Below are 22,579 nucleotides of genomic sequence, written 5' to 3' on the forward strand. Positions count from 1 at the left end.
GGGCGCGCGTGCGCGCTCAGAGGCCGATCTCGGCGCTTTCCAACAGCGCGACGGCGTCCGGCTGGCCCTCGTAGGTGACCAGCGCGTGCCGGGTGCGGCCGTGGGCGTGCATCAGCAGTTCGCCCGGCTCGCCGACCACCGCCACGGACACCGGCGCCCGCCTGGCCACATGCCGCGGACCGTCCGGCCGGACCAGGATGATGCCCAGGTCCACCCCGCGGTAGAGGAAGGCGGCCCGCTTGACGAGCTCGTCCCAGAGGGCGTCCGAGTACTGCCCGTCCAGGGCCCGCGGCGCCCAGCGGGACGAAGCCCGGCGCACGTCCTCGGTGTGCACGAAGTACTCGATCAGGTTCGCCGCGCGGTCCACTTGCTTCAGCTGCATCGGGCTGAGCCTGGGCGGGCCGGCCCGAAAGGCCCTGACCAGGGCGGAGTACGGCTCCGGAGCAGCGGACTTGGCTGCCAGCTTCCGGATGGCCCGGTCGGAGACCTTGGACAGCGGCTTGATGGCGATGCCCAGAGCCACCGTCGGACGGTGCTCGCGCAGGTACAGATGCGCCGCCAGCTGTTCGGTCTGCCAGCCGGCGCACAGCGTGGGGGAGCCCGGGCCGGCTGCCAGCAGGGTCTCGGCCAGGACTTCGCGGGACGGGTCTACAAAATGCATCAATCCCGAACCTAGCATGAAGCGCCGAATTGCGGACGGAACCGGCAGCGGCGCAACGTTAGACTTGTACTGATGTCCTCCCAAACTGAACCCCAGACAATTGCGCCCGCCGCCGCCGGTACCACGGCGCTGCCCGCCGAGGTCGCCGCGCGGCTCAAGCGCGACGGCACCGGGCTGGTGGCCGCGATCATCCAGCAGCACGATTCGGGCGAGGTCCTGATGCTCGGCTGGATGGACGACGAGGCCCTGCACCGCACGCTGACCAGCGGCCGCGTCACCTTTTACTCCCGCTCACGCCGGGAATACTGGCGCAAGGGGGATACTTCCGGGCATGTCCAGTGGGTCAAGTCGGTCGCGCTGGACTGCGACGGCGATGCCCTGCTGGTCAAGGTCGACCAGGTCGGCGCCGCCTGCCATACCGGCACGCGCACCTGCTTCGATGGGCGGATGCTGGACGCAACCGCCGGTACGGGGGTGCAGTGATGCAGGAATTCGGCGTCGTCAGCCCCACGCTGGAGGAATTCCGCGCCCTGGCCGCCGGCCACCGCGTCGTCCCGGTGACGGTCAAGGTCCTGGCCGATGACCTGACTCCGATTACGCTCTACCGCAAGCTTGGCGGCGGCCAGGCCGGCACCTTCCTGCTCGAATCCGCGGCGGTGGGCGGGGTCTGGTCCCGGTATTCGTTTATTGGCACGCACTCGCGGGCGGTGCTGACCACCCGGGACGGCCAGGCGTACTGGCAGGGCGAGCCGCCGGCCGGGGTGCCCGTCGACGGCAACCCGGTGGAGGCCCTGCGGGCCACGGTGGCCGCGCTGCAGACGGAGCGGTTCGACGGACTGCCGCCGCTGACCTCCGGCCTGGTCGGCTTTGTCGGCTGGGAAGCCGTGCGCCACTGGGAGCGGCTGACCAGTCCGCCCGAGGACGACCTGGACCTGCCCGAACTGGCGATGTGCCTGGTGACGGATCTGGCCGTACATGACAATGCCGAGGGCACCGTGACCCTGATCGCCAACGCGATCAACTTCGACGGCAGCGATGAGCGGGTGGACCAGGCCTGGCAGGACGCCGTGCAGCGGATCCAGCGGATGCTCGGGGAGTTGACGGTTCCGCTCGCCCAGCAGGTTTCCGTGCTCGACGGCGGGGCGCCTGACGCCGCCGGCGTGATGGCCGAGGTCACCCACCGCTGGGCCGAGGACCGTTACAAGGCGGCCGTCGAGCGCGGCAAGGAAGCCATCGTCGACGGCGAGGTTTTCCAGGTCGTCATCTCCCGGCGTTTCGAAATGGAGTGCGCCGCGCCGGCACTGGATGTCTACCGGGTGCTCCGGAACCTCAACCCGAGCCCGTATATGTACCTGTTCAGCTTCGAGGACGCCGATGGCAAGGGCTACTCGATCGTCGGGTCCTCGCCGGAAGCCCTGGTCACCGTGACCGGAAACGAGGTGGTCACCCACCCCATCGCCGGTTCCCGGCCGCGCGGGCGCACCGTGGAGCAGGACCGCGAACTGGCCGAAGAACTGCTCGCGGACCAGAAGGAGCGCGCCGAGCACCTGATGCTGGTGGATCTGGCCCGCAACGACATTTCCAAGGTCTGCGAGCCGGGCACGGTGGATGTCACCCAGTTCATGGAGGTGGAGAAGTTCAGCCACATCATGCATCTGGTCTCCACCGTGGTGGGACGGCTCTCCCCGGACAAGACGGCCTACGACGTACTGGCGGCGACCTTCCCCGCCGGCACGCTCTCCGGTGCTCCCAAGCCCCGGGCGCTGCGGCTGCTGGATGAGCTGGAGCCGCACCGGCGCGGGATCTACGGCGGCGTCGTCGGCTATCTGGACTTTGCCGGGGACATGGACATGGCCATCGCCATCCGCTCGGCCCTGCTGCGCAACGGCAAGGCCTATGTGCAGTCCGGCGGCGGCATCGTGGCGGACTCCCAACTCGACGCCGAGGCCCTGGAGACGGTGAACAAGGCGGCGGCGCCGCTGCGCGCGGTGGCCCTGGCCGCCCGGCTGCACCCTGCCGATCCGGCCGCCCTGGTGGTCGAGGAGCCGGCGTCGTGAACACCACCCGCGCGCTGGCGCCGGCCTGGCAGCGCAAGGCCACCGTGGTGCTGGCCTCCGCCCTGGTCTCGCTGGGCGCCTTCGCCACCACGACACAGACCTGGCTCCATGTCCAGTTGCCGCAGGGCGGCGTGCAGACCCCGGACTTGAGCGTCGCGGGCAGTGACGCGGCGACGGCGGTGACCGCCCTGGCCCTGGTGGGCGTGGCCGCCGCCCTGGCTGCCTCGATCGCCGGCCGGGTGGCCCGCGTGGTCACCGCGCTGCTGCTGGGCCTGGCCGGCGCCGGCATCGCCTGGACCTGCCTGCGGATCCTGGCCGAACCGGCCGCCGCGGCGTCGGGTGCGATCGGCAAAGCCACCGGCATGATCGGCGGGGCAGCGTCCATCACGCTGACGCCCTGGCCGGCCCTGGCGGCGGTAGCCGGGGTGCTGATGGTGCTCTGCGCGGTATGGATCGTGGCCGCGGGACGGCGCTGGCCGGCGACCCGCAAGTACGGCGCCGCCGCCAAGGCCCGGGCCCAGGGCCGCCAAGCGGACGGCAGTCCGGCGGACCGCTCCGGTCCGGTGGACGAGATCGACAGCTGGGACCAGCTCAGCCGGGGGAATGACCCGACCGACTGAGCCACGATCCGCCGGTGCAGGCCCGGGTCCGTGCGCCACGGTAATACATGGCCGGGGTCCGGCCCAATCAATGGCAGAATAAAGACAAGCCAAGCAACGTACTCGAGGAGATTCACCATGGCCAACACCGCCACCAACCGTGCACAGCAGGACGAGGTCACCGCTGACATCCATGCCGAGCCGGTCGGCCACGGTAACAGCCCGGCGGCCTGGACCTGCGTGCTGATCATGCTGGTCGGTTCCATTGCGGCAGCCGTGGGGTTCATCATCGCCAGCAACCCGGTCTTCTGGGGCTCGGTCGTGGTCATGCTGATCGGCCTGGTCGTCGGCTGGGTCATGAAGAAGGCGGGCTACGGCGTCGGCGGCAGCAAGCTGAAGAAGAGCGGTCACTGAGGGTGACGGTTCTCGACGACATCATTGCGGGGGTACGCGAGGACCTTGAGGCGCGCCGCGCGCAGGTGCCTTTCGAGGAGCTGAAGCGGCTCGCCGCCCAGGCGCCGGCACCCCGGGATGCCTACGCGGCGCTCGGCGGTGCCGACGATCCCCGGCTGCAGCTGAAGGTCATCGCGGAGGTCAAGCGCAAGAGCCCATCCAAGGGAGCGCTGGCTGAGATCAGCGACCCGGCCGGGCTGGCCGCACGCTACGAGCGCGGCGGTGCCGCGGTGATCAGCGTCCTGACCGAGCAGCGGCGGTTCAACGGTTCGCTGGAGGATTTCGACGCCGTGCGAGCTGCGGTGCAGCTCCCGCTGCTGCGCAAGGACTTCAACGTCGATGAATACCAGATCTGGGAAGCCCGCGCCCATGGCGCCGATCTGGTGCTGCTGATCGTGGCAGCACTGGACGACGAGCAGCTGCGCAGCTTCCTGGCCCTGACCCACGAGTTGGGCATGAATGCCCTGGTGGAGACGCATACCGCGGAGGAAATCGACCGGGCCGCCGCAGCCGGCGCCCGGATCATCGGGGTCAACGTGCGCAACCTCAAGACGCTGGACGTCGACCTCTCCCTCTTTGCCGGACTGGCCGGCAGGATCCCGGCCGGCGCCGTCGTCGTGGCCGAATCCGGGGTGCGCGACGCCGCCGACGTGGAGCACTACGCGGCCCACGGGGCCAACGCGGTGCTGGTGGGCGAGGCGCTGGTCAGGGATAACGCGCCGGAACAGGCCATCGCCGAATTCGGCGCGGCCGGTGCCGCCGCCATCGCCGCCCGCGCCTAAACTGCCGCCGCGCCTGGCAGCGCACCTCAGGCAGTGAAGCAATTGAACTACAGGGGACGGCGGACCTGCCCGGGCCAGGGCGGGTGCGCCGGACCCGGATCGGAAAGACAGGAACGGCCATGACCCAGAGCCCCGAAAAGCCGTCCAGCGCACTGCCGGACGCAGCCGATGCCTTCCTCGCAGCCGGGGGGAGCCTGCGCCATGCGCCCGGGCCGTACTTCGGCAGCTACGGCGGGCGCTGGATGCCCGAATCCCTGATCGCCGCCCTCGACGAACTCGAGGACACCTTCGAAAAGGCCAAGGCCGATCCGGAGTTCACCGCCCGGGTGGCGAAGCTGAACAAAAACTATTCCGGCCGGCCTTCGCTGCTGACCGAGGCCCAGCGCTTTTCCCAGCACGCGGGCGGGGCCAGGATTTTCCTCAAGCGCGAGGACCTGAACCATACCGGCTCGCACAAGATCAACAACGTCCTCGGCCAGGCCCTGCTGGCGCAGCGGATGGGCAAGACCCGGCTGATCGCAGAAACGGGCGCCGGCCAGCACGGCGTGGCCAGCGCCACCGCCGCAGCGCTGCTGGGGATGGAATGCGTGGTCTACATGGGCGCCGAAGACTGCCGCCGGCAGGCGCTGAACGTAGCCCGGATGGAACTGCTCGGTGCCACCGTGGTCGCCGTGACAGCCGGATCGCAGACGCTCAAGGACGCCATCAACGAGGCGCTGCGCGACTGGGTGGCCAACGTGGACACCACCCACTACCTGCTGGGTACCGCCGCCGGCGCCCACCCGTTCCCGGCCATGGTCCGCTACTTCCATGAGGTCATCGGCGAAGAGGCCCGCGAGCAGATCCTGGCCCAGACCGGCCGGCTGCCGGACGCGGTCTGCGCCTGCATCGGCGGTGGCTCCAACGCGATCGGTATCTTCCACGGCTTCCTGGATGACCGTTCGGTGAAGCTGTTCGGCTTCGAGGCCGGCGGCGACGGCGTGGACACCGGCCGGCACGCGGCCACGATCACGCTTGGCCGCCCCGGGGTGCTGCACGGCGCCCGCTCCTACCTGATGCAGGACGAAGACGGCCAGACGATCGAATCCCATTCGATCTCCGCCGGCCTGGACTATCCGGGCGTGGGCCCCGAACATGCCTACCTGGCCGACATCGGACGCGCCAGCTACGAGCCGGTCACCGACGGAGAGGCGATGGAGGCCTTCCGGCTGCTGTGCCGGACCGAGGGCATCATCCCGGCCATCGAGTCCGCGCACGCGCTGGCAGGCGCATTGCGGATCGGCCAGCGGCTGACCGAGGGCCGGGAGCACCCGGAGGAGGTCATCATCGTGGTGAGCCTCTCCGGGCGCGGGGATAAGGATGTGGCCACTGCCGCCGAGTGGTTCGATCTGCTGCAGAAGGACAGTCCGGAAGAGAAGATCGGCGCCGAAGGGGAACAGCTGTGAGCACCACCGCCATCAAGAGCAAGACCGCCGCCGCCATCGACCGTGCCCGCGAGGCCGGGCGCACCGCCCTGGTCGGCTACCTGCCGGCCGGTTTCCCGGACACCCGGACCACCATCGAGGCCGCCGTCGCCCTGGCCGAGAACGGCGCCGACGTGATCGAGATCGGCATCCCGTACTCGGATCCGGTGATGGACGGCCAGGTGATCCAGGCCGCCACCGTGCAGGCGCTGCACAACGGGTTCCACGTCCGCGAGATCTTCGACATCGTCGCCGAGATCACCGCCCGCTGCGATGCCGCGGTGCTGGTGATGACCTACTGGAACCCGGTCATGCGGGTGGGCGTGGACGAATTCTCCCGCAGGCTCGCCGAGGCCGGGGGGGCCGGGCTGATCACCCCGGACCTGATCCCGGACGAAGCTGCCGAATGGTTCGAGGCCTCCGACAAGTACGGGCTGGACCGGGTGTTCCTGGTGGCCCCGTCCACCTCGCCCGAACGCATGGCGATGACGGTCAAGGCCAGCCGCGGTTTTGTCTACGCGGTATCCATCATGGGTGTCACCGGGGCGCGCGAGAACGTCAGCGATGCCGCGCGGCGGGTGGTCGAATCGGCCCATGCCGCCGGTGCCGAACGCGTCTGCGTCGGACTGGGCGTCTCCAAAGCCGAGCACGTCCGCGAAATCGGCGAATACGCCGAGGGAGCGATCGTGGGCACGGCCCTCGTCGCGGCGCTCGGCGCGGACGGTGTCGGCGCCGTCGTCCGGCTGGCTGCCGATCTGAGCACCGGGACGGCCAAACCTTCCCGACCCGCCGCCGGCGCCTGACCGTACGCCCTCGTCCGGACCGACCAAAGGACCACGCCATGACCAGCATTGCCGTCGCGATCCCCGCCGCGATTCCCAGTCCCGGCTGGTCCGGCTTCCAGCTGGGGCCGCTGACCGTCCACGCCTATGCCTTGTGCATCCTGCTGGGGATCGTGGCGGGGCTGTGGCTGACGGACCGGCGCTGGAAGGCCCGGTCCGGTCCGGCCGGGGCGGTCTGGGATATCGCCATCTGGGCCATCCCGTTCGGCATCATCGGCGGCCGGCTGTACCACGTGTTCTCGTCTCCGGATGCCTATTTTGGGCCGGGCTTCGATGGTACGGGCGACCTGGGCCTGATCCCGCAGATCTGGCGCGGCGGCCTGGGCATCTGGGGCGCGGTGGCGCTGGGCCTGGTCGGGGCCTGGATCGGCTGCCGGCGCGCTGGTGTGAAGCTGAGCGGGTTCATGGATGTGGCCGCTCCCGGCGTGCTGCTGGCCCAGGCGATCGGACGCTGGGGGAACTGGTTCAACCAGGAACTCTTCGGGGCCCCCACGACGCTGCCCTGGGGGCTGCAGATCGATCCCAGCAGCCCGAACTTCCCGGCCGGGATGGCACCGGGCACGCTGTTCCACCCCACGTTCCTGTACGAGTGCCTCTGGAACCTCGCGGGCGTGGCCCTGCTGCTGGCGCTGGATAAGCGCTTCAATTTCCGCCGCGGCATGCTGTTCTGGCTGTACGTGGCCGTCTACACGCTGGGCCGGATCTGGATCGAAATGCTGCGGATCGACGACGCCGAAATGATTTCCCTGCTCGGCATCACCGCCCGGCTGAACGTCTGGACCAGCGCCCTGCTGTTCATCGCCTCGCTTGTCATATTTGTGCTGCTGGCCCGGCACCGGCGGACCCCCGCCGATGATTCGCTCTACCTCGACGGCCGGCTGCCCGAACCGCTCGAGGCCGCCCCGTCCGGTGCCGCAGCAGGCAACGCGGGTCCTGCCGCGGCGGAGGCACCGGCCCCCGCCGCCGTCCCGGCCGGCAACGGCGCCGCGCAGGCGGCGGGTCCGGGCACCGGGGCGACAGTTAACAATCCGGAAATCTCCGGGAAAAATCCGGCGGCGACTACATCAACGGAAACCGTCCGTGGTAATCTCGCTGGTACTTCAACGGAGGCTGACCATGCCCCGGGTGCCAAGGGCGACCAGCGCGAGCGTGGACGCCATAAGGATGCCAAGAAGAAATAGTCCGACTCAGGACTATCTGCCACATTGACGTGGTCGTCCCGGCAAGGGGATCCACGCACAATGTGAGGGCCCTGCCGGAGCCGAGGGAAGGATATGGCGTAGCGGAATAATCGTTGTGCATCGAACATGCTGCACAACGTGTGCTATGCCTTAAAATTCCACTACTAGTACATGGCAGGCCTGCCCCCACGCCGGCCGTGTGTCTCGGGGCCAGTGTCGTCCCCTTCTCGAGTTCAATTACGGGAGAAGGACAAATCCAAATGACTCCTCCGTTCAACGGATCAAGCACCCCACGCACGCAAGGCAGCGACGGCACGCGGACCGCACAGCCGGTTTCGCCGTTCAGCCGTTTCGCTGCCTACCCGCAGCAGGCCGGTCTGTATGATCCGGCCAATGAAAAGGACGCGTGCGGCCTGGCCGTCATCGCGACACTGCGGGGCGAACCCGGCCATGACATCGTCGACGCCGCCCTGACCGCCCTGCGCAACCTTGAGCACCGGGGCGCCGTCGGTGCGGACGAGGGCACCGGTGACGGCGCCGGCCTGCTCACGCAGATTCCCGACGAATTCTTCCGCGCGGTGGTCGGCTTCAAGCTGCCCCCGGCCGGCGAGTACGCCGTCGGCACGGCCTTCCTGCCTACCGAGGAGTCCGAGGCGGCGGTGGCCAGGGAAGGCATCGAATCCCTGGCCGTCTCCGAGGGCCTGAAGGTCCTGGGTTGGCGCGAGGTGCCGGTGGTTGCCGAACTGGTCGGCGCCATGGCCCGGGCCTGCATGCCGCACTTCGTCCAAGTCTTCCTCGGCGCGGACGCCGCCGCCGGCGGTCCGCTGCAGGACCTGGATGCCCGCGTCTTCCGCGTGCGCAAGCGCGCCCAGAACAAGCACGGTGTCTACTTCCCGTCGCTGTCCTCCCAGACGATCGTCTACAAGGGCATGCTCACCACGGCCCAGCTGGAGCCGTTCTACCCCGACCTGTCGGACAGCCGGTACAAGACCAAGCTCGGCATCGTCCACTCGCGCTTCTCCACCAACACCTTCCCGTCCTGGCCGCTGGCCCAGCCGTTCCGCGCCATCGCGCACAACGGCGAGATCAACACCGTCAAGGGCAACCGCAACTGGATGCGGGCCCGGCAGTCGCAGCTGAACAGTGCGCTGCTGGGGGAAGTCCCCGAAGAGCTGTACCCGATCTGCACCCCGGGAGCCTCGGACTCGGCTTCGTTCGACGAGGTCGCCGAACTGCTGATGCTGTCCGGCCGCCCGATCACGCACGCCATCATGATGATGATCCCGGAGGCCTGGGAGAACCACGCCACGATGGATCCGGAGCGCCGGGCGTTCTACCAGTACCACTCGATGCTGATGGAGCCGTGGGACGGCCCCGCGGCAGTCTCCTTCACCGACGGTAAGCTGGTCGGCGCCGTGCTGGACCGCAACGGCCTGCGTCCGGCCCGCTACTGGGTCACCGAGGACGGCCTGGTCGTGCTGGCTTCCGAGGTCGGCGTCATCAACATCGAACCCGAACGGGTGGTCCGCAAGGGCCGGGTATCGCCGGGCAAGATGTTCCTGGTGGACACCGAGGCCGGCCGCCTGGTCGAGGACCAGGAGATCAAGGCCGAAATCGCCACCGCCAACCCGTGGGCCGATTGGCTCAAGGACAGCATGATCCGGCTGGAGGACCTGCCCGAACGCGAACACGTGGTGCACACCGCCGCCTCGGTCAGCCGCCGCCAGCGCACGTTCGGCTACACCCAGGAGGAACTGCGCATCCTGCTCGGGCCGATGGCCCGCACCGGCGCCGAACCGCTGGGCGCCATGGGCACCGACACGCCGATCGCCGTGCTGTCCAAGCGGCCGCGCCTGCTCTTCGACTACTTCGTGCAGTCCTTTGCGCAGGTCACCAACCCGCCGCTGGACGCCATCCGCGAGGAACTGGTCACCTCGCTGCGCAGTTCGATCGGCCCGGACGGCAACCTGCTCTCCACCGGCCAGGTCCGCACCACGCAGGTGGCGCTGAAGTTCCCGGTGATCAACAATGACGAGCTGGCCAAGATTGCCGCCCTCGAAACCGAGGAAGGTACCCGCGCCACCTTGAAGGTCCGCGGCCTGTACCGGCCCGAGGGCGGCGAGACCGAGCTGCGGGCGCGGCTGCAGGAGATCTGCGAGAAGGTGTCCGCGGCCGTCAACCGCGGCGTGAAGTTCATCATCCTCTCGGACCGGGACTCCAACGCCCAGTGGGCGCCCATCCCGTCCCTGCTGCTGACCAGCGCGGTGCACCACCACCTGCTCAAGAGCGCCAACCGCACCAAGATCTCGCTGCTGGTCGAAGCCGGCGACGTGCGCGAAGTGCACCACATCGCCGTGCTGATCGGCTACGGCGCCTCCGCGGTGAACCCCTACCTCGCCATGGAAAGCTGCGAGGAACTGGTCCGCAACGGTGACATCTCCGGCGTCACCGCCGAAGAGGCCGTCTACAACCTGATCAAGGGCCTGGGCAAGGGCCTGCTGAAGATCATGTCCAAGATGGGCATCTCCACTGTGGCCTCCTACTGCGGCGCCCAGACCTTCGAGGCCCTGGGCCTGTCCCAGGGCCTGGTGGACCAGTACTTCGCCGGCACCCAGTCCCAGCTCGGCGGCGTCGGGCTGGACGTGATCGCCGCGGAAGCCGCCGCCCGCCACGCCCAGGCCTACCCGGGCGACGGCATCGACGATCCGCACCGCACCCTGGAGACCGGCGGCGAGTATCAGTGGCGCCGCGAAGGACCACCGCACCTGTTCAACCCCGAGACGGTGTTCCGGCTGCAGCACTCCACCCGGGAACGCCGCTACGACGTGTTCAAGGCCTACACCCAGGGCGTGGATGACCAGTCCAAGGACTTGATGACCCTGCGCGGGCTGCTCAAGTTCAAAACCGGAGACCGCCCCGCGGTACCGCTGGAAGAAGTGGAGCCGGTCTCCAGCATCGTCAAGCGGTTCTCCACCGGAGCGATGAGCTACGGCTCGATCTCCAAGGAGGCCCACGAGACGCTCGCCATCGCGATGAACCGCCTCGGCGCCAAGTCCAACACCGGCGAGGGCGGCGAAGACCCGGAGCGGCTGCTCGATCCGGAGCGCCGTTCGGCGATCAAGCAGGTGGCCTCGGGCCGGTTCGGCGTGACCAGCCTCTACCTGACCAACGCCGACGACATCCAGATCAAGATGGCGCAGGGGGCCAAGCCCGGCGAGGGCGGCCAGCTGATGAGCCAGAAGGTCTACCCGTGGGTGGCCCGGACCCGGCACTCCACCCCCGGCGTGGGGTTGATCTCCCCGCCGCCGCATCACGACATCTACTCGATCGAGGACCTGGCGCAGCTGATCTACGACCTCAAGCGCGCCAACCCCGAGGCCCGGGTGCACGTGAAGCTGGTGTCGGAAGTCGGCATCGGCACCGTGGCGGCCGGCGTGACCAAGGCCAAGGCCGACGTCGTGCTGGTCTCCGGCCACGACGGCGGCACCGGCGCGTCCCCGCTGAACTCGCTCAAGCACGCCGGCGCCCCGTGGGAGCTTGGCCTGGCCGAGACCCAGCAGACGCTGATGCTCAACGGCCTGCGCGACCGCGTGGTGGTGCAGGTGGACGGCCAGCTGAAGACCGGGCGCGACGTCGTGATCGCGGCGCTGCTCGGCGGCGAGGAATTCGGCTTCGCCACCGCTCCGCTGGTGGTCTCCGGCTGCATCATGATGCGCGTGTGCCACCTGGACACCTGCCCGGTGGGCGTGGCGACGCAGAATCCGGAGCTTCGCTCCCGGTTCACCGGCAAGCCCGAGTTTGTGATCAACTTCTTCGAGTTCATCGCAGAAGAGGTCCGTGAACTCCTCGCCGAGCTGGGCTTCCGCAGCCTGGAGGAGGCGATCGGCCACTCCGAACTGCTGGACAGCCGCGAGGCGGTCGACCACTGGAAGGCCTCCGGGCTGGACCTGGACCCGATCCTGACCGGGTACGAGTTCAACGGCGATTCGCCGCTGCGGAACATGACCACCCAGAACCACGAGCTGGACAAGCACTTCGACAACCAGCTGATCGCGATGAGCGCCGAGGCGCTGACGTCCCGGCAACCGGTGCGGATCAGCCTGGACGTGGTGAACACCGACCGCTCGGTGGGCACCATGCTCGGCCACGAGGTCACCAAGCGCTTCGGCATCGACACGTTGGCCGATGACACCATCGACGTCATGCTCAACGGCCAGGCCGGGCAGTCCCTCGGCGCCTTCCTGCCGGCGGGCGTCACCCTGCGGCTGTATGGGGACTCCAACGACTACGTTGGCAAGGGCCTTTCCGGCGGCCGGATCATCGTCCGCCAGGACCGGGCCAACGCCTTCGCCGCCGAGCGCAACGTCATTGCCGGCAACGTGATCGGCTACGGCGCCACCAGCGGGGAAATGTTCCTGCGCGGCCAGGTGGGCGAACGGTTCCTGGTCCGCAACTCCGGCGCGACCGCCGTCGTCGAAGGCATCGGCGACCACGGCTGCGAGTACATGACCGGCGGCGTGGCCCTGGTGCTGGGACACACCGGACGCAACTTCGGTGCCGGCATGTCCGGGGGCATCGCCTATGTCCTGGACCTGGACCGCACCCGGGTGAACAAGCAGAGCCTGGACACCGGGGAGCTGCTGCTGCAGGTTCCGGCTGCCGCCGACAACGAGCTGATTGCCTCGCTGCTGAAGAAGCACGCCGAGGAGACCGGCTCGCAGCTGGCAGCGGAGCTGCTGCAGGACATCAGCAGCACCCTGTCGCGCATGACCAAGGTGCTGCCGCGGGACTACGCGGCGGTGCTGCAGGCCCGGTCCGAAGCCGAGACCGAGGGCCTGGACCCCGACGGCGACGTCGTCTGGAAGCGAATTTTGGAGGTTACCGGTGGCTGATCCACGCGGTTTTTTGAAGGCACGCCAGCGCGAAACACAGCCGCGGCGGCCGGTCCCGGTACGCATCATGGACTGGAAGGAAGTCTACGAGGCGCAGGAGAAGGGCGTCCTGAAGCGCCAGGCGGGCCGCTGCATGGACTGCGGCATCCCGTTCTGCCATCAAGGCTGCCCGCTGGGCAACCTCATTCCGGAATGGAATGACCTCACTTGGCGCGGCAAGCCGCAGGAAGCGATCGAGCGCCTGCATGCCACCAACAACTTCCCGGAGTTCACCGGCCGGCTCTGCCCGGCCCCGTGCGAGGCATCCTGCGTGCTGGGCATCAACCAGCCCGCGGTGACCATCAAGCAGATCGAGGTCTCCGTCATCGACGAGGCGTTCGAGAACGGCTGGGTGGCCCCGCACGCCCCGGAACGGCTCACCGGCCAGACGATCGCCGTCGTCGGCTCCGGTCCCGCCGGCCTGGCCGCTGCCCAGCAGCTGACCCGCGCCGGCCACACCGTGGCCGTCTACGAACGGGATGACAAGGTGGGCGGCCTGCTGCGCTACGGCATCCCGGACTTCAAGATGGAAAAAGACCATCTGGAGCGCCGGCTCGAGCAGATGCGCGCCGAAGGCACGCGGTTCCGCACCGGCATCGAGGTGGGCAAGGACGTCAGCTGGGACCAGCTGCGCCGCCGCTACGACGCCGTGATCATCGCCACCGGAGCCACCGTGCCGCGCGACCTGCCGATCCCGGGCCGCGAACTGCAGGGCGTGCATTTCGCCATGGAGTACCTGGTCCAGGCCAACCGCGTGGTGGCGGGGGAGAGCGTGCCGGAGCAGATCGATGCCCGCGGCAAGCACGTGGTGATCCTGGGCGGCGGCGACACCGGTGCGGACTGCATCGGCACCGCGCACCGCCAGCAGGCGGCCTCGGTGACCACGCTGGCCATTGGCAAGCAGCCGCCGGCGGAACGCACCGCGAACCAGCCGTGGCCCACCTTCCCGCACCTGTTCGAGGTGGCCAGCGCGCACGAGGAAGGCGGGGAACGGACCTACCTGGCCTCCACCGTCGAATACATCGGCGAGAACGGCGTGCTCAAGGCCCTGAAGGTGGCCGAAACCGAGTACGTGGACGGCAAGCGGCTGCCCAAGGCCGGCACCGAGTGGGAAATCCCCGCGGACCTGGTGCTGCTGTCCCTGGGCTTCACCGGCCCGGAGCCGGCCGGCATCGCCGAGCAGGTCACGGCCGAGTTCGACGCCCGCGGAAACGTGGCTCGCGACGGATCCTACATGACCAACACCGAGGGGATCTTCGTGGCGGGCGACGCCGGCCGCGGACAGTCCCTGATCGTGTGGGCCATCGCCGAGGGCCGGGCCTGCGCCGCGGCCGTGGATGAGTGGCTGACCGGTTCGACCCGGCTGCCGGCACCGGTGGCCCCGACGGACCGTCCCATTTCGGTTCTACCGCAGTAACAATGGATACCCCGCCGGGGCCGGCAGCAGCCGGCCCCGGCTTTTTCGGCCGCCGATGGAAGTAGGGTTAGCTTCATGAGACGTGCAAAGATTGTGGCGACTTTTGGTCCGGCCATTGCCAGTTATGAGAAGACGCTGGCGGTGTTGCAGGCGGGGGTGGATGTGGCGCGGATGAACATGAGCCACGGGGACTACGCGGTGCATCTGCAGACCTATGCGAACGTGCGCAAGGCCGCGGCGGAGCTGGGGAGGCCGGTGGGGATCTTCGCGGACCTGCAGGGGCCCAAGATCCGGCTGGGCCGGTTCGCCGCCGGCCCGCAGGCGCTGGGGGCGGGGGACCGGTTCACGATCACCACCGAGGACGTGGAGGGCACGCGGGAGCTCTGCTCGACGACGTATAAGGGGCTGCCCGGGGACGTGTCGGTGGGGGACCGGCTGCTGATCGACGACGGCAAGGTGGTGCTGCGCGCGGTGGCGGTGGATGCCACCCGGGTGGTCACCGAGGTGCTGGTGCCGGGGGTGGTGTCGGATAACAAGGGGATCAACCTGCCCGGGGTGGCGGTGAACGTGCCGGCGCTGAGCGAGAAGGACGAGGCGGACCTGCGCTGGGCGCTGCGCACCGGGGTGGACATGGTCGCGCTCTCGTTTGTGCGCGATGCCGCCGATGCCGAGCGGGTGCACGCGATCATGGACGAGGAGGGCCGGCGGGTGCCGGTGATCGCCAAGATCGAGAAGCCGCAGGCGGTGGCGGCGCTGGGCGAGATCATCGATTCGTTCGACGCGATCATGGTCGCCCGCGGGGATCTGGGTGTGGAGCTGCCGCTGGAGGAGGTGCCGGTGGTGCAGAAGCGGGCGATCGAGCTGGCCCGCCGCTGGGCCAAGCCGGTGATCGTGGCCACCCAGGTGCTCGAGTCGATGATCGAGAACCCGCGGCCCACGCGGGCCGAGGCCAGCGACTGCGCCAACGCGGTGCTGGACGGGGCGGACGCGGTGATGCTCTCGGGCGAGACCAGTGTGGGTAAATACCCGCTGGAGACGGTGGAGACGATGGCGCGGATCATCGATTCGACCGAGCAGCACGGGCTGGAGCGGATCCCGCCGCTGGGCTCGCGGCCGCACACCCGCGGCGGGGCGATCACCCGGGCCGCGGTCGAGATCGCCGAGCAGCTGGACGCGAAGTACATCTGCACCTTCACCCAGTCCGGGGACTCCGCCCGCCGGCTGAGCCGCCTGCGCCCGGTAAAACCGCTGTTCGCGTTCACGCCGCTGGAGTCGACCCGCAACTTCATGTCCCTGATCTGGGGCATCACCCCGATGCTGGTCGAGTTCGTGGCACACACCGACCAGATGACCGCCCAAGTGGACCGGGTGCTGTTCGAAGAGGGCCTGGCCGAGATTGACGACCTGGTGGTCATCGCCGCCGGCTCGCCCCCGGGTACCGCCGGGACCACCAATACCGTGAAGGTCCACCGGGTCGGGGACCTCGCCGACGCCGGCGGCCAGCTGCCCGGCACGGCCCGGACCCGCCGTGAGAAGGTCGGGCCCTGGCCCGAAGCCACCAAGCCCTGACCCACCGGCACAGTGAAGGAGGCCGCGGAATGCTTCCGCGGCCTCCTTCACTGTCTGAGGTCAGTTGACCTGGTTGATGATGGTGTCGGCGACTTCGCGCATGCTCAGCCTGCGGTCCATCGAGGTCTTCTGGATCCAGCGGAAGGCCTCCGGCTCGGTCAGGCCCATCTTGGTGATCAGCAGGCTCTTGGCCCGGTCCACCAGCTTGCGGGTGGTGAACTGCTCCTGCAGGTCCGACACCTCGGCCTCCAGCGCCTGGATCTCCTGATGGCGGGAGAGCGCGATCTCGATGGCAGGCACCAGATCCGCCGGGCTGAAGGGCTTCACCACATAAGCCATGGCACCGGCGTCGCGCGCGCGCTCCACGAGCTCCTTCTGGCTGAACGCGGTCAGCAGCACCACCGGGGCGATCCGGGCCTTGACGATCTGTTCCGCGGCGGTGATGCCGTCCATTACCGGCATCTTCACATCCATCAGGACCAGATCCGGCTTCAGTTCCTGCGCCAGCTGGACTGCCTTTTCCCCGTTGTCCGCCTCGGCGACAACGTCGAATCCCTCGCCCCGCAGGATCTCGACAATATCCAGGCGGATCAGGGTTTCGTCTTCGGCCACGACGACGCGGCGTGCTGGGGTGGTCTCGTTCTGCTCGGACACAGTGGCTCCTTGAAGGCGATCGGGTGAACCCCGTGTTGCGGGTTCACAGAATTAGCCTATCGGCATGTAGAGTAGATTTTCGCACGGACGGAACATGACGGTGTTCACAGTCACAGTCGTCCGGCTGGCCCGAGTGGCGGAATTGGCAGACGCACCGCACTCAAAATGCGGCGCCGAAAGGTGTGTGGGTTCGAGTCCCACCTCGGGCACAGAGTTTCCCCAAGCCAGGGGGTTTTCCTCTTTGAATCCGTGCACTTTGTGCACGGTTCCCTCTGGCTTTCGGTTCCGGGAGGTGTGCGGGGTCCCGGAAGGCTATGGAGTTGTCCGGGGAGGGGAGTCTGTGGCCTGCCCCGTGGCGGCCCCGGATGCGGCGGGGCCGTTATCACTGTGGTTCCCTTTCTGTCCTGCGGGCGCCGGCGGTTTTCCTGCCGACACCTCTCCAAGTGTCCGGACCCCCCGGGTGACATGACCTGGGCATGAACAGGTGCCGGCCGCATCGCGGAACCTCCCGGGCACGGCCGCTGCCGGGCTTCATCGCGACGGTCCGCAGTCCCGCTGCTCGCCGCGTCCTGGTCCCGGCACCGTGCGTGGCGGACCTCCAAGCCCTGCCAATCTGGTATGCGCCGTTGTCGGCGTACATGCTTCTACTGGAACAGGGCGTGTCAGGCGGCCAAGTGCTGCTGCTGTTAGGCCGAAGGGCTGTCAGCGGTGTTTGGAGGGTGGCTGTCCTGTTCCGGTGCGGACGGGAGCCGGGATGCGAGGCCTGAGAGCAGGATGCTGAGTCCCTGGTCGAGTTCGGCGCCACCATCGTAGTCGGCCAGGGCCGGTGCCAGGGCACGCAGGCGCGGGAACTCCCTTGCCGGCAGGCGGTGCAGGCCCAGGCGGAGCAGGGCTTCGTGTTCTTCGGTATCCACAACGAATTCCTGCAGTTCGTTGAGGATATGGCCGTACAGGAAGCCGTAGTAGGCCCGGTAGACGTGCAGGGCATTTACCGCACCGAAGCCGGCCCCGGTCAGCAACGACAGGATCTTCTCCAGCGGGCGCAGGGTGCCCAGGGGGCGTAGTCCCAGCGGCGTGGAAAGGGGGCGCGTCACGAGCAAAGGCACGACGTTGGGATGCCGGAGCGCCAGCAACCGCAGGTCATGGGCGATCCGGCGCAGCTGCGCCTGCCAGTCCCGGTCTTCGGGGGAGATGGCGAGCTCGTTCAGGACGAGTTCCGTCACGCCGTCCAGCAGGGCGGCACGGTTGGCGGCATAGCGGTACAGGCTCATCGGATCCACGCCCAGTTCCTGCCCGAGCCGCCGCATCGTCAGGGCTTCCAGGCCTTCGGAACCGACGAGTTTCAGCGCGGCGGAAAGCACCGCTTCCCGGGTCAGCCGCGGCCTGCCGCCGGGCCCGGGGTCCTTCCGGGGAGCCTTTGAGGGGGACATCTTTTCCAACCGGATGGGAGCGGGTAGCGGACGCCCGCCTGTTTTTTGGCCGCCCCACTTGCATTACCTGTAGTCTACGCCTAAAGTCTACAGTGTAGGGACTGTCGCCGGGGGCGTCGTCTTTCCCGTCGGCACCGCAGTCAGGGCCGGCGGACCCGCTTCGGTGCCTGGTGCACGGCGCCGAGGTAAATTGCCGCTGTAGCAGAACGGCGGCACCAGGCACCGCGCACGGAAAAGAGCCATCATGGCACGTTCTCACTTCGACCGATTCCTTCAAGAAGCCACTGCCCATGACCTTGAGCCGGGCGCCACGCTCGCTCCGGATCCCCTCTATGGTCTTTACGTTAGCTGGTGCCAGGTCACGCGGACCCCGCGCCGGTCGGAAGGCTCTTTCCGGGCTGCCGTGAAAAGCCGCGTGGGAGCCGGGCCCAACGGCCTGCGCATGAAAGGTCCGGCCGCCGCAGACTACATCCTGGCCAGTTATCCGAGACTGACCTGAGCCCGGGGATGCGGCCTGACCCGGCGGGCGCTCCCGGGGTAGGCCGAATCGGTCACTCGAAATACTGGGTTGGTTCAGTTCACCTGATCACCGCAGCCGGATGGCTGCCTGGTCGGCGTCCAGAGCCACCGGCCGGGGCACGACTGCGCAGGTTCGCCGGCAGACCGCTTATTCCTTAACGGCTGTCCGCGCCCGGAGCCGGCAGAACCTTCGGGCCGACGATTTTTGATGGAGCAGGGTGCCGGAATGGTTCCCGGATCGAGTACTTGGAGCGGGTTATGGATATTGCACGGACTTTTGAATCGGTGGTCATCATCTTCAATCCCAACAGCAGCGGTGACGCGCCGAAGCTGGCGGAGAAACTGCGCGACGGGCTGAGGGAACTGCTGTCCTACACGCCGGACATCAGGCTGCAGCCGACCGGGCATGCCGGCCACGCCGTGGCGTTGGCCCGTGAAGCGGCTGCCGGAGGCGGTGAAGTTCTGATCGTGTCCGTCAGCGGCGACGGCGGGTACAACGAAGTGGTCAACGGTGTCATGCAGGGCGGCAACCCCGATGCCGTGTGCGCTGTCATGGCGGCAGGAAACGCGAACGACCACCGGCGGACCACGGGCACGATGCCGCTGGCAGAAGCCATCGCCCAGGGCCGGGTGCGGCATATCGACCTGCTTCGCATCCATACCGGCCAGGGACCGGACGCCCCGGGCGAATACGCACACTCCTATGTCGGATTCGGCCTGACGCCGGTGATGGCGATCGATCTGGAAAAGGGGAGCAAGGGCGCGTTCAGGGAGATGTTCTCCGTGGTGCGGACGTTTTCAAAGTTCCAGCCCTTCGCAATACGCCAGAGCGACGGCAGGCGCCGGAAGTTCGACAGCATCGTCTTCGCCAACATCGCCGAGATGGCGAAGTACGCCACGCTCAGCGACGCCGACGACAAGCTCTCGGACGGAAAATTTGAAGTGGTCATCTTCCCGCACATGCCCAAGTGGCGGGTCCTGCTGAAGGCCCTGCACGCCGCTACCAGGGGACTGGGCGACCAGCCCAGCGTGGGCAGCTACGAGTTCACCACGCTCAAGCCCCTGCCGTATCAGATCGACGGCGAGGTGAAGTCCGTTGACGCCGGGACCTTCGTCAAGGTCGAGAGCGCACCGGCCGCCCTGCCCATTCTCGGCTAACCGCCCGGCACAGGCTGACCCGGCCACCGCGGCATGCCATCGGCCTATTCTGCTGGCTGGGCGTTCGCGGGACCCGGTAGCCCCCCGGTCCTGATGACAAAGACCGGCCGTCATCGCCGCGCACGGCCGCTGTCCCAAGATACCGGGCAGGCCACCTGCGCCAGAGGGCAACAGGGTCAAGCGCTGAAGCCGGCTATTGGAACAACTTCACCAGCGGGACATCGGGTGGACCCACTGCGTCAGCCGCCGTCGTCAGCGCTGCTATCGGCGCTTGGAGCCGAAGACATGTGGGCCCTGAACAAATTCCATCGCCCCGCGTAGCCGCCATCGTTCGCTGCGATGATCCCACTCGCCCCTCTTACACCACCGGCAGCAGAGGCTCCCCGTCAGGCGCACGCATTGACAGAAGCGCGCCACCGAACTCGGGATTGGAACTTCTAGACAAGGTCTCTGTGTGCTGATACCTGGAGTGGGGAGCGAAGCTTCCCCGGGGCATGCTCTAGTCGGGGCGGTAGATGTCGGCGACGGGGCAGTGGAAGGGGTCCGTGGCGGCGATGCCGACGCCGTTGAGGTAGCGCACGATCGTGGCGTAGGAGGAGATCAGGCCGGTTTCGGTGTAGGTGATGTCGTGCGTCCGGCAGTACCGGCGCACCATGGCGGCGGCTTTGCGCAGGCTGGGTCGGGGCATGTCCGGGAACAGGTGGTGTTCGGTCTGGCGGTTCAGCCCGCCCATGAGCAGGTCCATGATGATGCCGCCGCGGATGTTGCGGGACGCGGTGACCTGGCGGGTGACGAAGTCCGGCCGGGCCGACTTGGGGTAGATGGGCATGCCCTTGTGGTTGGGCGCGAAGGAGGCGCCCATGTAGAACCCGAACACGGCGATCTGGACGCCGATGAAGGCCAGGGCCAGGCCCACGGGCAGGAACAGGAAGACGACGCCGAGCAGCAGCGCGAAACGGGTAACCAGGAGCGGGATCTCAACCCAGCGGCGGTCTGCGGCCCGGTTGCGGATAAGGTACCTGACCGAATCCACGTACAGGCTGAAACCCAGGAACAGCAGCAGCGGAAACAGCAGCCAGCCCTGGCACCGGGTGACCGGCACCATGATCCCGCGCCTGGTCGCGGCCGCGTCGGGATGGAAGGCGACGGCCCCGGTGTGGATGTCCGGGTCCTTGTCCACCTGGTTCGGGAAGCCGTGGTGCCGGGTGTGCTTGCGCACCCACATGGCGTAGCTGATGCCGACCAGGCCGGTGCCGACCAGCCGCGCGGCCCACTCGTTGACCCGTTTGGAGGCAAAAACCTGCCGGTGGGCCGCTTCATGGGCCAGGAAGCTGAACTGGGTGAACAGGATGCCCAGCACCGCCGCGATAAGAAGTTGGAACCAACTGGCCCCCAGCAGCGCGAAGCCGGTCCACGCTGCTGCCAGGGCGGTCATCAGCAGGGCGAACAGGGTGATGTAGTAACCGCGCCGGCGCCGCAGCAGGCCCGCGGCGCGCATCCGGGAAGCCAGCGCCAGGTACCCGGCGGCTATGCCGTTTGGCTCTTTGGAGGTTGGGGCAGGCCCTGCATGGGCAGCTTCCGGACGGGATGCGGAACGGTGAGAGTCCATGGGTACCTCGGAACTGCTAAGGCTGCTGTGCGGTCCTTTGCTCGAACCGCCGGCCTGTTTCGAGAATACGCCTGCCGCCTGGCCCGGAGCCAGCAATATCGGGACCCGAGGTCAAGACCAGGGCCGCCCGAAGGTTGCCGACGGATGACGGCAGAGGCTTGTCGCCGGGCCGGCTATTCACCGCCCGAACCGGTCCGGCTCCTTGATCCCTGAGGCGCCGGATCAGTTTGGCCGCTAAAAGCGCCGTGTCCCTAGGCAAACACGGTGGGCGCTGCATCCTTGGCCAGCCACGCTGGGAGGAGCATTCTGGGAGCGGCAAAGAGCTGGAGATAAGGGGGTGGTTTCCATGACAACAACCGCGTCCACCGTTGATGTCCTGCAGGCTCGGGGATTATGGGCCGACGGGTTCGGCCGGGCTGGAACCCGTGCCGCGCAGTTCATCTTGCTCCTGATCGCCGTCTCCATTGCCGTGTACGGGCTGATACAGCCCAAGCTCATCGTGATCCCGCTCATGGTGGCACTCATCCTGGCCGCGGCGCTCAACCCGGTGGCCGCCTTCCTGCGCGGCAAGGGTTTCCGCGGTGCGTTGGCGACCTGGATCACGTTCCTGGCCGCCGTCGTGGTGCTGGGAGGCATTGTCACGGGCATTGTCTTCGCCGTTCGCAGTGAATGGGACAAGCTGGTGACAGCCGCCGCCGACGGCTTCGAGGGGCTCCGGAAGTTCGTCGTTTCCGGACCACTTCCCATCGACCAGGCGACGATCGACAGGGCCATCGATGCGGTGACCGAGTGTGCCACCAGCAGCCAGTTCGGGGCCGCTGCGCCGGTCGGGATTTCAACGGCGGCCGAGGTCATCACGGGTGTCCTGCTGGGCGCCGTCGTGCCCTTCTAGTTCCTGAAGGACGGCGACCGGGGCGATGGCGGCCGGGATACCTGCCGCCCTTATCGCGATGGTTGCCAACGGGCCCGTTGTGGCGCTGAATGTCGTGGCCATCGTCATCGGAATCAACCAGCTCGACGACCATGTCCTGGAGCCGATTGTGAGGGGGGAGGTCGCTGCGCCTGCACGGCCTGGTAATCCTCCTGGCCCTGGCCGCCGGCGTCATCCTCGCCGGAATCATCGGCGCCGCTCCGAGGTCCTGTTCGCGATGCTCCGGGACGGTACCCTCTATGAAGATCCCCAGCCCGCGCCCATCCCATCGGCCGCTTGACGAAAACCATAGAGGCACCCCCCGGTCTCGGTGACAACAGCCT

17 protein-coding genes and 1 tRNA gene are annotated in these 22,579 nt (G+C 68.1%); 14 read left to right on the plus strand and 4 right to left on the minus strand.

The window, feature by feature from the left end:
• Window positions 1-16: 16 nt before the first annotated feature.
• A complete protein-coding gene (locus LVY72_RS19490) occupies window positions 17-661 on the minus strand; it encodes a TIGR03085 family metal-binding protein (RefSeq protein WP_237825399.1) in 645 nt (214 codons plus the stop codon).
• Between the two features lie 72 nt (window positions 662-733).
• Between LVY72_RS19490 and hisI the strand changes: the two genes are divergently transcribed.
• From hisI to pyk, 11 genes are all read left to right on the plus strand, one after another.
• Window positions 734-1,144 carry a phosphoribosyl-AMP cyclohydrolase gene (gene hisI, locus LVY72_RS19495; protein ID WP_237825406.1) on the plus strand — a complete coding sequence of 137 codons (411 nt, stop codon included), beginning with the start codon at window positions 734-736 and terminating at the stop codon, window positions 1,142-1,144.
• Entirely contained in the window at window positions 1,144-2,718 is a 1,575-nt protein-coding gene (locus tag LVY72_RS19500) for an anthranilate synthase component I (protein WP_237825667.1), read from the plus strand. The genes hisI and LVY72_RS19500 overlap by 1 nt, the downstream gene beginning before the upstream one ends.
• Window positions 2,715-3,338 (plus strand): Trp biosynthesis-associated membrane protein, encoded by a 624-nt coding sequence (locus LVY72_RS19505; RefSeq protein ID WP_237825408.1) that lies wholly within the window; start codon window positions 2,715-2,717, stop codon window positions 3,336-3,338. The genes LVY72_RS19500 and LVY72_RS19505 overlap by 4 nt, the downstream gene beginning before the upstream one ends.
• 117 nt (window positions 3,339-3,455) lie before the next feature.
• Complete coding sequence (locus LVY72_RS19510; protein ID WP_237825410.1) at window positions 3,456-3,731, plus strand: HGxxPAAW family protein; 276 nt, start codon at window positions 3,456-3,458, stop codon at window positions 3,729-3,731.
• A 2-nt stretch (window positions 3,732-3,733) separates the two neighbouring features.
• A complete protein-coding gene (gene trpC, locus LVY72_RS19515) occupies window positions 3,734-4,552 on the plus strand; it encodes an indole-3-glycerol phosphate synthase TrpC (RefSeq protein WP_237825412.1) in 819 nt (272 codons plus the stop codon).
• Window positions 4,553-4,671: 119 nt separating this feature from the next.
• Complete coding sequence (gene trpB, locus LVY72_RS19520) at window positions 4,672-5,997, plus strand: tryptophan synthase subunit beta (RefSeq protein ID WP_237825414.1); 1,326 nt, start codon at window positions 4,672-4,674, stop codon at window positions 5,995-5,997.
• A complete protein-coding gene (trpA, locus tag LVY72_RS19525; RefSeq protein WP_237825422.1) occupies window positions 5,994-6,818 on the plus strand; it encodes a tryptophan synthase subunit alpha in 825 nt (274 codons plus the stop codon). Before trpB ends, trpA begins: the two co-directional genes overlap by 4 nt.
• Window positions 6,819-6,856: 38 nt before the next feature.
• The gene (gene lgt, locus LVY72_RS19530; RefSeq protein WP_237825430.1) at window positions 6,857-8,038 is read left to right on the plus strand and encodes a prolipoprotein diacylglyceryl transferase; all 1,182 of its coding nucleotides are present in this window, start codon (window positions 6,857-6,859) and stop codon (window positions 8,036-8,038) included.
• A gap of 260 nt (window positions 8,039-8,298) precedes the next feature.
• Window positions 8,299-12,930 (plus strand): glutamate synthase large subunit, encoded by a 4,632-nt coding sequence (gltB, locus tag LVY72_RS19535; RefSeq protein WP_237825437.1) that lies wholly within the window; start codon window positions 8,299-8,301, stop codon window positions 12,928-12,930.
• The gene (locus LVY72_RS19540) at window positions 12,923-14,386 is read left to right on the plus strand and encodes a glutamate synthase subunit beta (protein ID WP_237825439.1); all 1,464 of its coding nucleotides are present in this window, start codon (window positions 12,923-12,925) and stop codon (window positions 14,384-14,386) included. Before gltB ends, LVY72_RS19540 begins: the two co-directional genes overlap by 8 nt.
• Window positions 14,387-14,461: 75 nt before the next feature.
• Window positions 14,462-15,955, plus strand: a complete 1,494-nt coding sequence (gene pyk / locus LVY72_RS19545; protein WP_237825447.1) for a pyruvate kinase — start codon at window positions 14,462-14,464, stop codon at window positions 15,953-15,955.
• 60 nt (window positions 15,956-16,015) lie between these two features.
• Here the strand turns inward: pyk and LVY72_RS19550 are convergent, their stop codons facing one another.
• Window positions 16,016-16,609: an ANTAR domain-containing response regulator gene (locus LVY72_RS19550; RefSeq protein ID WP_237825454.1), complete on the minus strand. Its 594-nt coding sequence runs from the start codon at window positions 16,607-16,609 to the stop codon at window positions 16,016-16,018.
• A 127-nt stretch (window positions 16,610-16,736) separates the two neighbouring features.
• On the opposite strand from LVY72_RS19550, the gene LVY72_RS19555 reads away from it, so the two are divergent.
• Window positions 16,737-16,818: transfer RNA gene (locus LVY72_RS19555), tRNA-Leu, on the plus strand.
• Between the two features lie 477 nt (window positions 16,819-17,295).
• Here the strand turns inward: LVY72_RS19555 and LVY72_RS19560 are convergent.
• A complete protein-coding gene (locus LVY72_RS19560; protein ID WP_237825462.1) occupies window positions 17,296-18,039 on the minus strand; it encodes a TetR/AcrR family transcriptional regulator C-terminal domain-containing protein in 744 nt (247 codons plus the stop codon).
• A 777-nt stretch (window positions 18,040-18,816) separates the two neighbouring features.
• Between LVY72_RS19560 and LVY72_RS19565 the strand changes: the two genes are divergently transcribed.
• Window positions 18,817-19,716: a diacylglycerol/lipid kinase family protein gene (locus LVY72_RS19565; protein WP_237825464.1), complete on the plus strand. Its 900-nt coding sequence runs from the start codon at window positions 18,817-18,819 to the stop codon at window positions 19,714-19,716.
• A 499-nt stretch (window positions 19,717-20,215) separates the two neighbouring features.
• On the opposite strand, the gene LVY72_RS19570 is transcribed toward LVY72_RS19565, so the two are convergent.
• The gene (locus tag LVY72_RS19570; protein WP_237825472.1) at window positions 20,216-21,214 is read right to left on the minus strand and encodes a fatty acid desaturase family protein; all 999 of its coding nucleotides are present in this window, start codon (window positions 21,212-21,214) and stop codon (window positions 20,216-20,218) included.
• A gap of 457 nt (window positions 21,215-21,671) precedes the next feature.
• Between LVY72_RS19570 and LVY72_RS19575 the strand changes: the two genes are divergently transcribed.
• Window positions 21,672-22,217, plus strand: coding sequence for an AI-2E family transporter (locus tag LVY72_RS19575; protein ID WP_237825480.1), 546 nt, complete (start codon window positions 21,672-21,674; stop codon window positions 22,215-22,217).
• Window positions 22,218-22,579: the final 362 nt, after the last annotated feature.

The sequence above is a fragment of the Arthrobacter hankyongi genome, assembly GCF_022012395.1.
Classification (GTDB): Bacteria; Actinomycetota; Actinomycetes; order Actinomycetales; family Micrococcaceae; genus Crystallibacter; species Crystallibacter hankyongi.